Origin of the sequence: Actinomadura sp. NAK00032, assembly GCF_013364275.1 — a bacterium.
Classification (GTDB): domain Bacteria; phylum Actinomycetota; class Actinomycetes; order Streptosporangiales; family Streptosporangiaceae; genus Spirillospora.
The window spans coordinates 4,820,233-4,831,714 of the sequence record NZ_CP054932.1 but is presented as its reverse complement, the minus strand read 5'-3'; the positions used below and the strand labels follow the sequence as shown (position 1 = coordinate 4,831,714).

11 protein-coding genes are annotated in these 11,482 nt (G+C 75.2%); 8 read left to right on the top strand and 3 right to left on the bottom strand.

What is annotated here, in order from left to right; all coding sequences use genetic code 11:
* Nucleotides 1–42 precede the first annotated feature (42 nt).
* The 5 genes from HUT06_RS22510 to HUT06_RS22490 are packed head-to-tail and all read left to right on the top strand — an operon-like array spanning nucleotide 43 to nucleotide 4,026.
* The gene (locus tag HUT06_RS22510) at nucleotides 43–1,476 is read left to right on the top strand and encodes an MFS transporter (protein ID WP_176197541.1); all 1,434 of its coding nucleotides are present in this window, start codon (nucleotides 43–45) and stop codon (nucleotides 1,474–1,476) included.
* Nucleotides 1,477–1,492: 16 nt separating this feature from the next.
* Nucleotides 1,493–2,116, top strand: coding sequence for a TetR/AcrR family transcriptional regulator (locus tag HUT06_RS22505; protein ID WP_176197540.1), 624 nt, complete (start codon nucleotides 1,493–1,495; stop codon nucleotides 2,114–2,116).
* A gap of 10 nt (nucleotides 2,117–2,126) precedes the next feature.
* Nucleotides 2,127–2,984 (top strand): amidohydrolase family protein, encoded by an 858-nt coding sequence (locus HUT06_RS22500; protein ID WP_176197539.1) that lies wholly within the window; start codon nucleotides 2,127–2,129, stop codon nucleotides 2,982–2,984.
* Between the two features lie 41 nt (nucleotides 2,985–3,025).
* Nucleotides 3,026–3,319 (top strand): DUF2470 domain-containing protein, encoded by a 294-nt coding sequence (locus HUT06_RS22495; protein ID WP_176197538.1) that lies wholly within the window; start codon nucleotides 3,026–3,028, stop codon nucleotides 3,317–3,319.
* 50 nt (nucleotides 3,320–3,369) lie between these two features.
* A complete protein-coding gene (locus tag HUT06_RS22490; RefSeq protein ID WP_176197537.1) occupies nucleotides 3,370–4,026 on the top strand; it encodes a heme oxygenase (biliverdin-producing) in 657 nt (218 codons plus the stop codon).
* Between the two features lie 61 nt (nucleotides 4,027–4,087).
* Here HUT06_RS22490 and HUT06_RS22485 read toward each other — a convergent pair whose 3' ends face one another.
* From HUT06_RS22485 to HUT06_RS22475, 3 genes are all read right to left on the bottom strand, one after another.
* Entirely contained in the window at nucleotides 4,088–5,506 is a 1,419-nt protein-coding gene (locus HUT06_RS22485; RefSeq protein WP_176197536.1) for an RNB domain-containing ribonuclease, read from the bottom strand.
* 42 nt (nucleotides 5,507–5,548) lie between these two features.
* Nucleotides 5,549–6,256 (bottom strand): Crp/Fnr family transcriptional regulator, encoded by a 708-nt coding sequence (locus HUT06_RS22480; RefSeq protein ID WP_254715327.1) that lies wholly within the window; start codon nucleotides 6,254–6,256, stop codon nucleotides 5,549–5,551.
* A gap of 273 nt (nucleotides 6,257–6,529) precedes the next feature.
* Nucleotides 6,530–7,450, bottom strand: coding sequence for a 5'-3' exonuclease (locus HUT06_RS22475; RefSeq protein ID WP_176197534.1), 921 nt, complete (start codon nucleotides 7,448–7,450; stop codon nucleotides 6,530–6,532).
* Nucleotides 7,451–7,536: 86 nt separating this feature from the next.
* Here HUT06_RS22475 and HUT06_RS22470 point away from each other — a divergent pair, with 86 nt between their 5' ends.
* From HUT06_RS22470 to HUT06_RS22460, 3 genes are all read left to right on the top strand, one after another.
* Nucleotides 7,537–8,655 carry a Xaa-Pro peptidase family protein gene (locus HUT06_RS22470; protein ID WP_176197533.1) on the top strand — a complete coding sequence of 373 codons (1,119 nt, stop codon included), beginning with the start codon at nucleotides 7,537–7,539 and terminating at the stop codon, nucleotides 8,653–8,655.
* A gap of 246 nt (nucleotides 8,656–8,901) precedes the next feature.
* A complete protein-coding gene (locus HUT06_RS22465) occupies nucleotides 8,902–10,131 on the top strand; it encodes an ABC transporter ATP-binding protein (protein WP_176197532.1) in 1,230 nt (409 codons plus the stop codon).
* The gene (locus tag HUT06_RS22460) at nucleotides 10,128–11,450 is read left to right on the top strand and encodes an ABC transporter substrate-binding protein (RefSeq protein ID WP_176197531.1); all 1,323 of its coding nucleotides are present in this window, start codon (nucleotides 10,128–10,130) and stop codon (nucleotides 11,448–11,450) included. Before HUT06_RS22465 ends, HUT06_RS22460 begins: the two co-directional genes overlap by 4 nt.
* Nucleotides 11,451–11,482: the final 32 nt, after the last annotated feature.

The following is an 11,482-nucleotide window of genomic DNA, read 5'->3' as shown; positions in this document are numbered from 1 at the left end:
TACCCTAACTCGAACAACGATGTTCGAGTTAGGGGTCTTTTCGTGCACACCTCCTCCACGGCGCCGCCGCACCGCCACGAACCGCCCGGCGCCGCGCTCCCGCGCCCCCGGTGGGCGCTCGTCCTGCTCTGCCTCGCCCAGTTCATGCTCATCGTCGACCTCACCGTCGTGAACGTCGCGCTGCCGTCCATCGCCGCCGACCTGTCCCTCGGGCGCGGCGCGCAGACCTGGGTCGTCACCGCCTACTCGCTGTGCTTCGGCGGCCTGCTGCTGCTCGGCGGGCGCCTGGCCGACACCCTCGGCCGGCGGCGCGCGTTCCTCATCGGGCTCGCGCTGTTCACCGCCGCCTCGCTGCTGTCCGGGCTCGCCTGGGACGCCGGAACGCTCATCGGCGCGCGCGCCGCGCAGGGCGTGGGCGCCGCGCTGCTGTCCCCGGCCGCCCTGGCGATCGTCACGACCTCCTTCCACGGGCCCGAGCGCACCCGCGCGCTCGGCGTGTGGGCCGCCATCGGCGGCACCGGCGCCGCCGCCGGGGTGCTGCTCGGCGGCCTGCTGACCAGCGGACCCGGCTGGGAGTGGGTGTTCTACGTCAACGTCCCGGCCGGGCTGGCGGTGCTGGCCGCGCTGCCGCGCGCCGTCCCGGCCGCCGCGCCGGCCCGCCGCCCCCTCGACCTCGCCGGCGCCGCCACCGCCACGCTCGCCGCCGCCGCGCTCATCTACGGGCTCGTCACGGCGGGCGAGCGCGGGTGGGGGAGCGGGCAGGCGTTCGTCCCGCTGGGCGCCGCCGCCGTCCTCGCCGCCGCCTTCCTCCTCGTCGAGCGGTCCGTGCGGACGCCCCTCGTCCCGCCCGGCCTGCTGCGCCGCCGCACCATCGCCGCCGGCAACCTGCTGATGCTCGCCGCGTCCGGCCTGCTGCTGTCCGGCTTCTTCCTCATCTCCCAGTACCTGCAGAACCTGCTGGACTACTCCGCGGTGAAGACCGGCCTGGTGTTCCTGCCCGTCGCGCTCGCCACCATCGCCGGCGCGCACACCGCGTCCACCCTCGCCGGACGGGCCGGCCCGCGCCCCGTCGCCGCCGCCGGCCTCGCGCTGGCCGCCGCCGGAGCGTTCCTGCTCTCCCGCCTCCCCGCCGACGGGAACGCCCTCACCGGCGTCCTGCCGGGGTTCGTGCTGCTGGCCGCCGGGCTCGGCGCCGCGTTCGTCTGCGCGACGGCCACGGCGATGAACGGGATCTCCCACGACGAGGCGGGGCTGGCGTCCGGCGTCGTCAGCACCGGGCACGAGATCGGCGGTGCCCTCGGCATCGCCCTGGCGACCGCGCTCGCCGGGGCGAGCGTCGGCGGGCAGGCCGTGGGCGGGTTCCACACCGCGTTCGCGGTGTTCGCGGGAATCGGCGCGGCCGGCGCCGTCCTCGCCCTGCTGCTCGTCCCCGCCGGGCGGCCGGACCCGGGCGACGGCCCGGTGTTCGCCCACTGAGCCCTACCCTGGCCCCATGCCCGCGACCAGCCGCCGCCGCGCCGACGCCGAACGCAACATCGAGGCCATCCTGGACGCCGCCCTGCGGTGCTTCGCCCGCGACCCCGGCGCCGGCATGACCGAGATCGCCCGGGCCGCCGGCGTCGGCCGGGTCACCCTGTACGGGCACTTCGCCTCCCGCGAGGCGCTGCTGGAGACGCTGTTCGCCCGGTCGCTGGCCGCCGCCGGCGCCGCGCTGGACGCCGCCGACCTCGGCGCCGGCCCCGCCGACCAGGCCCTCGCCCGCGCGGTCCGCTCGTCCTGGCGGGTCCTGGACCGGTACCGCACCCTGCTCACCGCCGGGCTGCGGATCCTCGGCCCCGCCGGGGTCCGCGCCCGGCACGGCGACGTCCTCGCCCGCGTCGAGGACGTCATCGAGCGCGGCCGCGCCGAGGGCGCCTTCGGCACCGCCGTCCCCGCCGGCTGGCAGGCCGGCGTCGTCTACGCGCTCATGCACGCCGCCGCCGAGGAGGTCGACGCCGGCCGGCTGCCCGCCGCCGAGGCCGCCGACGCCCTCGTCACCACGGTCATGGGCGCCCTCGCCGCCGGGGCGGGCCGCGCCGCCGGGGCGGGCCGCGCCGGCGGCGAGGGCGGCGGGTAGGCTCCGCCGCATGCTCGATGGACGTCCGCTGATCGACGCGCACGTGCACACCGCCCGCCTCCCGACCCTGCCGCCGGCATGGCGGCGCTGGGCCGAGGAGTTCGGCGCCGCCCACCCCTGGCAGGACCTCTACGACGCCGACGGCGCCCTCGTCCCCGAGCGCGTCGACGCCTACTTCGAGGGCGAGGGCGTCGACATCGCCCTGCTGCTGTGCGAGTACAGCCCGCGGACCACCGGCACCCAGCCCATCGAGGACCTGGAGCCCCTGCTCAAGCACAACCCGCGCCGCTTCAGGCCGATCGCCAACGTCAACCCGCACCTGCACTACCCGGTCGACGCCGAGGTCGCCCGGCAGCTGGAGTTCGGCGCCGCCGCGCTGAAGCTGCACCCGGTGCACGGCCGGTTCAGCGTCGCCGACCCCGAGCTGTACCCCGCCTACCAGGTCTGCCGCGACGCGGGCGTGCCCGTCGTCGTCCACTGCGGCACCAGCTCCTTCCCCGGCTCCGCCAACCGGTACGCCGACCCGACGCCCATCGACGACGTCCTGCGGCTGTTCCCCGGCCTGACGTTCGTGCTCGCGCACGGCGGGCGGGGCTGGTGGTACGACGCCGCCGCGTTCCTCGCGCTGTCGCGCGAGGAGGTGTGGATCGAGCTGTCCGGGCTGCCGCCGCGCCGGCTCCCCGAGTACTACGCCCGGCACGACCTGCGCCGGCTGGCCCGCAAGTTCGTCTTCGGCACCGACTGGCCCGGCGTCCCCGGCGTCGCCCGCAACGCCCGCGCCATCGCCGGGCTCGGCCTCGACGAGGAGACCCTCGGCCTCGTCCTCGGCGGCAACGCCCTCCGCGTCTACAAGGGCCTGGCCCTCTAGTCTGTCCGTTTCAGCCCCCAGCTGCGGGAAAGGACCGTTTCATGACCGACCCCGGGCCGTTCACCGAGGACGTCGTCCGCCAGATCATGCGGCACATGAACGACGACCACGCCGCCGACTGCCTCACCATCTGCCGGGCGCTCGGCGGCCGCCCCGGCGCCACCGCGGCCCGCATGACCGGGCTGGACGCCGACGGGATCGAGTTCGCCGTCACCGACGGCGGGGTGGAGCAGCCCGTCCGGATCCCGTTCGGCGAGCGGCTCACCGAGCGGCCCCAGGTGCGGCACGAGGTCGTCCGGATGACCGAGCAGGCCCGCGCCGCGCTCAGCGGCTGACGCCCCGATCGGCTGGACGTTCCCGACGCCGTGTCGGTAAAGTAGCCGACATGGCGTCGGAAAACGAGCTGTTCTCCGCGCGGCTGCGCGCCGCGACCTGGGACGACCACGGCGACAACGAGGGCTCGGCCTACATGAGCGCGCTGGCCGAGGGCCGCCTCGGCCGCGAGGAGTACGCGGTCCTGGTCGCGCAGCTGCACCCCGTCTACGACCTGCTGGAGGAGGCCGCCGACCGGATGGCGGCCGACCCCGTGGCCGGCCGGTTCGACCTGCCCGGCCTGCGCCGCCGCGACGCGCTCGAGGCCGACCTCGGCTACTTCTACGGGCCCCGCTGGCGCGCCCGCGTCGAGCCGGGCGCGGCCACCGAGCGGTACTGCGCGCGGCTCCGCGAGGTCTGCTTCGACTGGCCCGGCGGGTTCGTCGCCCACCACTACACCCGCTACCTGGGCGACCTGTCCGGCGGGCAGTACATCGGCCGCCAGGTCCGCCGCACGCTCGACCTCGCCGCCGGCGACGACGGCGTCCGCTTCTACCGCTTCCCCGGCAAGCCCAAGGCCTACAAGGACCGCTACCGCGAACTGCTCGACGCCGCGCCCTGGGACGCCGCCGAGCAGGAGGCCGTCATCGGCGAGGTCAGGGCCGCCTACCGGCTCAACGCCGCCGTGACCGCCGAACTCGGCGAACGGCTCCGCCTCAGCGCCGCCTGACCCCGGCGCCCGCCCGCACCAGCGCGGGCTCACTCCGGTGCGGGCTGACTCGGGTGCGGGCTCACTCGGTGCGGGAGAAGCGGACCCGGCGCCGCGCCGGGTCCGCCTCCTCCAGCCGCACCTTGACCTGCTCGCCGAGCGGGAGGTCAGGGCCCTCGCAGCGGCCGAACACCGGCGGCGCCACCAGCTGCACCCGGCCGCCCGACCGGTCGGCGCTCACGTCCACCACCACCGCGTCGAACACCTCCCCGACGTGCTCGCGCAGCAGCAGCGCCTCGACCAGGTCGACGCAGGCGTGGTCGACGTCCGCGGCCCGCCGCAGCGCCCGCTGCATCGCCTCCGGCAGTCCCGGCAGCGCCTCCCGCACCCACCCCGGCACGGGCCGCCCCGCCGCCAGGGCCAGGCACACCTCGGTCGCGTACCGGTCCGCCAGCCGCCGGATCGGCGCGGTGACGTGCGCGTACGGGGCGGCCACCGCCGCGTGCGCCGCCTGCCCCGGCGCGGCGCCGTCGAACGCGGTGTAGCCGGCGCCGCGCATCAGCCCCGCCGCGTCGTGCAGGAACGCCGCGTGCCGCGGGACGGCCGGGTCCAGGGCGCGGACGATGTCGCCGTAGGAGGTGTCGGCCGGCCAGGCGACGCCGAGCGCCCGCGCCGCCAGCCGCAGCCGCGCCACCGCCTCGGCGGGCGCGGGCGGCATCGTGCGCAGCAGCCCCACCCCGCCGGCCAGCATCAGCCGCGCCGCCGCCCGCCCGGTCAGCAGCGAGATCTGCGCGTTCCACGCCTCGGTCGCCAGGTCCCCGCGCAGCTTCAGCGCCCAGCCGCCGTTGGCGTGCACGACCTCCTGCTCGGGCAGCGGCAGGCTGACCCCGCCGCGCGCCGCCTCCGCCGCGATGAGCCGCTCGCCGATCTCGCCGAGCAGCGCGATCCGCGGATCGCCGTCGTCGTGGCGCGCGGTGGCGTAGTCGAGCCGGGCGCGGCTGCGCACGACGGCGCGCCGCACGTCCACCCCGGTGATCCGCCCGGCGCCGTCGACGTCGATCGTCCACGCGACGGCCGGGCGGTCCCGGCCCGGCAGCAGGCTCGCCGTCCCCTCCGACATCCGCCGCGGTTGCAGCGGCGCGTTCGCGTCCGGCAGGTAGAGCGTGACGCCCCGGGCGTGCGCCTCGGCGTCCAGCGCGCCGCCGGGCCGCACGAACCCGGCCACGTCCGCGATCGCGTACCGCACCCGGTGCCCGGACCCGCGCCGCTCCAGGTGCATCGCCTGGTCCAGGTCCAGCGAGCCCGGCGGGTCGAGGGTGAAGAAGGGCACCTCGCGCAGGTCGGCGCGGCCGTCCGGGGGCGCCGCGGCCCGCGCGGCCTCCGCGAGGGCCGCGGGCGGGAACGGGCCGGGCACCGAGAACTCGGCGCGGACCCGGTCCAGCCCCGCGCGGACCGCGGCGTCGGCCTCGGCGGTGCGGAGTCGCAGCGGTCGGCGCGGCACAGCACCGAGCGTACGGGACGAACCCCCCGAACCGTTAGGAATCTACAATGTAAAGGCGCCGTCCGCGAACGCCCGCAGGCCCGGCGGGTCCAGCACCGTGATCCGGCGCCGACCGGTGCGCACCAGCCCCGCGTCCCGCAGCACCGCCAGCGCCCGCGCGACCGTCTCCCGGGAGGCGTCCATCCAGCTGCCGAGCTCCTCCTGCGACAGCGGCGGCCCGATCGGCACCGACCCGCCGGCGCCCGCCCCGCCCTGCCGCGCCGACATCTCCGCGAGCTCCGCCAGCAGGATCGCCAGCCGCCGCGGGCCCTGCGCCGACACGTGCGCCTGCAGCCGCCGGCCCGCGTCGTCCAGGCGCCGCACGAACGTGCCGCTGACCAGCATCCAGACCCCGGGATGGGCGTCCAGGAACGCGGTGAACCGCGCCGCCGGCACCAGCAGCGCCCGCACCTGGTCGAGCGCCTGCACCGTCGCCGACCGCTCCCGCCGCCCGAGCACCGCGCTCTCGCACACCAGGTCCCCGGGACCGCGCACCGCCAGCACCACCGCGTGCCCGTCCGCGCTGGACGCCACGACCTTCGCCCACCCCGACTCGATGACGATGATGTGGTCGGAGTCGTCGCCCTGGTAGCACAGCGGCGCCCGCGCCCGGTAGACCCGCGACCGGCCGGCCTCCCGCAGCGCCGCGCGCTCCCGGCCGTCCAGCGCGTCCCAGAACCGCCCGCCGCGCGCCTGTGCCCGCTCGCTCACCGCACGCCCGCTCACCGCGCACCCGCCCCCGCGCACGCCCGGGTGAACCGGCACCCCCGGCACATGGGGGGAGTGGGGCGGTGAGGCCCAGTGCCGCGGGTACCGGTCGTCTGCATGCGCCCATGACAACCCGTCACCGTCTCGCATGCTGCACGCCGCAGAACGCCGTGTCTGCGTCTTATGACACTTTTGCCGAAACTTGCAGCGAAACCCCGCCCCAGCCGCCCCGCCGCTCCGGACCTCGTTTCGGCGCGGGCTCACCCCACACCGTGGTCAGCGGGCGAGGGCGTTCAGGAGGCGGTTGACGGGGCTGGTGAGGTTCCAGCGGTCGGCGAGTTCCACCAGGGCCTCGGCGTCGCGGGGGGTGGTGGGGAGGCGGTCGTCCAGGGCCGCCAGTTCCGGGGCGTCGATGTCGGTGACCACCCGGACCACCGTCTCGGCGGCGGCCAGGTAGTCGCGGGCCGCCTCCATGCGGCGGCGGGCGCCCGCCGGGAAGCCCGTGTCGGTGCCCGCGTCCAGCGCGGCGAGGATGCCCTCGACCGAGCCGAAACGGGTGATCAGCGCGGCGGCCGTCTTGTCGCCGACGCCGGGCACCCCCGGCAGGCCGTCGCTGGGGTCGCCGCGCAGCGTCGCGTAGTCGCCGTAGCCGCGGCCCGGGATGCCGTACTTGGCCGCGACCTCCTTCTCGCCCATGATCTGCAGGTTGCGGATGCCGCGCGCGGTGTAGAGGACGGCGACGGGCCCGGCGTCGTCGACGAGCTGGAACAGGTCGCGGTCGCCGGTGACGATGTCGACCGGCCCGGCGGCGGCGCCGCGCACCGCGAGCGTGCCGATCACGTCGTCGGCCTCGTAGCCGGGGACGCCGGCGCGGGCGAGGCCGGCCGCGTCGAGCACCGCGTCGATCACCGGGAGCTGCGCCTCCAGCGCGTCCGGGGTCTGGTCGCCGCCGTCGTCGGCCACCCGGTGCGCCTTGTAGGACGGCAGCGCCGCCACCCGGAACGCCGGCCGCCAGTCGGCGTCCATGCAGCAGACCAGGCGGTCCGGCGCCCGGTCCTGGACGAGGCGCGCGATCATGTCGATCAGCCCGCGCACCGCGTTCACCGGCGTCCCGTCCGGCGCCGTCACCGACTCGGGCACCCCGTAGAAGGCGCGGAAGTACAGCGACGGCGTGTCCAGCAGCATCAACCCGCTCATGGCGCCATGCTCCCACGCGGGTCCGACGCCGCGCCGCTCCGCCGCTCCTGGGATCCTGGTACCGGCCATCGGACAGGAACTGGAGAATGGAGACGGGTGTGACAACGGAGTTGTATCCGCCGGAGCGCATCGGGCGGGTGCGGGAGGCGACGGCCGAGGCGGGCCTCAGCGCCGTGCTGCTGACCCCCGGTCCCGACCTGCGCTACGTCACCGGGTACGAGGCGCTGCAGCTGGAGCGCCTCACGTGCCTCGCGGTGCCCGCCGAGGGGGAGCCGTTCCTGGTCGTCCCGCGGCTGGAGCTGCCCGCCGCGCAGGAGTCCCCGGCCGGTGCGCTCGGCGTCGAGCTGGTGCCGTGGGACGAGACCGACGACCCGTACGCGCTGACCGCGGCCCGCCTGCCGGCGGCGGGGAAGGTCGGCGTCGCCGACCGGATGTGGGCGGTCATGGCGCTGCGGTTCCGCGACGCGCTGCCCGGCGCCGAGCAGGTCGCGGCCGGGCCGGTGCTGCGCGAGCTGCGGATGCGCAAGTCCGCCGCCGAGGTCGCGGCGCTGCGCGAGGCCGGCGCCGCGATCGACCGGGTGCACCGCCTCGTCCCCGGCCTGCTCAAGGCCGGCCGCACCGAGCGGGAGGTCGGCCGCGACATCGCCGACGCGATCATCGCCGAGGGCCACGCCCGCGTCGACTTCGTCATCGTCGGGTCCGGCCCGAACGGCGCGAACCCGCACGCGGAGCTGTCGGACCGCGTGATCCGGCCCGGCGAGCCCGTGGTGGTCGACATCGGCGGGACGATGCCGAGCGGCTACTGCTCGGACTCCACCCGCAACTACTGCGTCGGGGAGCCGCCCGCCGGCTACCTCGCCTACTACGGCGTGCTGGAGGAGGCGCAGCGCGCGTCGTGCGAGGCCGTCCGGCCGGGGGCGACGCCCGAGGCGGTGGACGCGGCGGGCCGCGACCTCATCGCCGCCGCCGGGCACGGCGAGCACTTCTTCCACCGCACCGGCCACGGCATCGGCCTGGAGTCGCACGAGGACCCCTACATCGTCGCCGGCAACCGGGAGCCGCTGGAGCCGGGCATGGCGTTCTCCATCGAGCCGGGCATCTACCCCGGCCCGCACGGCGCCCGCATCGAGGACATCGTGGTGTGCACCGAGGACGGCTACGAGCCGATGAACGTCACCGGGCGGGGTCTGGTGGTCGTGGACTGACCCCGCCCCGGCAGGGCGGGACGGCGGGGGTGCGGACGGGTTTGCGTCCGCACCCCCGCGGCGTTTCGGACAAGGCGGAACGGCCCTGAATACGGGTCGGTAACGATCTCTGCACCAAATCCGTCAGCGAGGCGCCGTGCGTATTGCGGCGAGGGTGGTCGGCCCTGTACTAGATGCATTGTTACGCGGGGGTAAATCGGGTTTCTCCCCCTTGCTGGAGCCGTGCCGTGAAGAAGAGGAGACGCCGTGGCAGAGGTCGACCTGACCAGCGTCGGGAAGGTCTATCCCGACGGCACCCGGGCCGTCACCGACCTGAACCTCCACATCGCCGACGGGGAGTTCCTCGTCCTCGTCGGCCCCTCGGGCTGCGGCAAGACCACCGCGCTGCGGATGGTCGCCGGCCTGGAGGACATCTCCGAGGGCGAGGTGACGATCGGGGGCCGCGTCGTCAACCGCGTCCCCGCCCGCGACCGGGACGTCGCGATGGTGTTCCAGAGCTACGCGCTCTACCCGCACCTGTCGGTGCGCGACAACATCGGCTTCGGGCTCTCGCTGCGCAAGATGCCGAAGACCGAGATCCGGGAGAAGGTCGACCGGGCCGCCGAGATCCTCGGCCTCACCGACCACCTGTCGCGCAAGCCCCGCAACCTGTCGGGCGGGCAGCGCCAGCGCGTCGCGATGGGCCGCGCGATCGTCCGCGAGCCGCAGGCGTTCCTGATGGACGAGCCGCTGTCCAACCTCGACGCCAAGCTCCGCGTCCAGATGCGCGCCGAGATCGCCCGCATCCAGCGCGACCTCGGCGTCACCACGATCTACGTCACCCACGACCAGACCGAGGCGATGACGCTCGGCGACCGCGTCGCGGTGATGAAGAAGGGCGAGCTGCAGCAGGTCGCGCCGCCGCAGGAGCTCTACGACCGGCCGGCCAACCTGTTCGTCGCCGGCTTCATCGGCTCACCCGCCATGAACCTGATCCACGGCACGCTGTCCGGGGACGCGGCGAACCCGCGCCTGGAGATCGGCGGCCAGACCCTGGCGCTGCCGGCCGAGGTGCTGACCGAGCGCCCGGCCCTGGCGTCCCGCCTCGGGAGCGACGTCGTCGTCGGCATCCGCCCCGAGGACATGGAGGACTCCGAGCTCGTGGAGGCGCCCGAGGGGTCCGGGCTCACCTCCACCGCCGACCTCGTCGAGGCCATGGGCTCGGACGTGCTGGTCCACTTCGCGATCGAGGCGTCCCAGGTCGTCACCGAGGACACCAGGGAACTCGCCCGCGACGCGGGGACCGACGTGCTGGGGCATCTGGAGAGCCCCCGCACGGACCTGGTCGCGCGGTTCAGCCCGCGCACCCGCGTGAAGGTGGGCGACCCGGTGGCGATCCGCGTCGACACCGGCCGCCTGCACTTCTTCGATATCGAGTCCGGCGCGGCGATCTGGGGATCGGACGCCGCCGGTCCGTCCAGGGAGGATGAGCAATGAGGGTCAGCAGAGTGATGGGGGCCGCCGTCGCGGCGGGACTGCTCCTGTCGTCGGCAGCCGCGTGCGGCGGCGACGACGACGGGGGCGGCGACGGCTCGACGCCGGCCGGCGGGGGAGCGCTCAAGGGCACCACGATCGAGGTCGCCGCCAAGTGGACCGGCGCGGAGGAGACCAACTTCCGCAAGGTGCTGCAGGCGTTCGAGAAGAAGACCGGGGCGAAGGTCAACTACGCCTCCACCGGTGAGAACACCGACGCCTACCTCGGCCCGCGCCTGGAGGCCGGCAACCCGCCGGACGTGGCGATCCTGCCCCAGCCCGGCCTGATGCAGCAGTACGCGGAGAAGGGCTCGCTGAAGCCGCTGTCCGCCGACGTCGTCACCGAGGTCGGCAACAACTTCGCGCCGTACTGGAAGGAGCTCGGCTCCTCCGGCGGCAAGACCTACGGCGTGATGGTCAAGGCCGCCTACAAGTCCATCCTGTGGTACCGGCCGGACGCGTTCTCCGAGGCCGGCGTGCAGCCGCCCGCGGCGTGGGCGGACCTGGTCAAGGCGTCCGGCACGCTGCAGGACGCGGGCACCACCCCGTTCACCCTCGCCGCCGGCCCGCAGGACTCCTGGACCCTCACCGACTGGTTCGAGAACGTCTACCTGTCGCAGGCGGGCCCGGAGAACTACGACAAGCTCGCCAAGCACGAGATCAAGTGGACCGACCCGACGGTCGGCAAGGCGCTGGAGACCCTCGCGCAGATCTGGGGCAAGCCCGACTACCTCAACGGCGGCGTCGCCGCGGCGACCAAGACCAAGTTCGACGAGTCGGTCACCCAGGTCTTCGGCCAGCAGAAGGCCGCGATGGTCTACGGCGGCGACTTCGCCGCCGCGAACATCGCCACCACCAAGGCCAAGGTCGGCACCGACGCCAAGGTGTTCGCCTTCCCGAAGGCCGGCGACACCGCCCCGGCGATCCTCGGCGGCGACGTCGCGGTCGCGCTGAAGGACGGCAAGGGCGCGCAGGAGCTGATGAAGTTCCTCGCCTCCCCGGAGGCCGGCAAGGTCTGGGCCGGGCTCGGCGGCTACCTGACGCCGAACAAGAACGTCCCGCCGGACGCCTACTCCGACCCGATCGCCAAGCAGCTGATCGGCCAGCTGCAGCAGTCCGGCGACGCCGCCCGCTACGACATGTCCGACCTGGCGCCCGCCGCGTTCGGCGCGACGCCCGGCAAGGGCGAGTGGGAGGCGCTGCGCCAGTTCGTGATGAAGCCGACCGACGTCAAGGGCACGCAGGCCAAGCTGGAGGCCGAGGCCGCCAAGGCGTACAAGTGACGCGCACGCGTAGGGCCGACAAGTAGGGGACC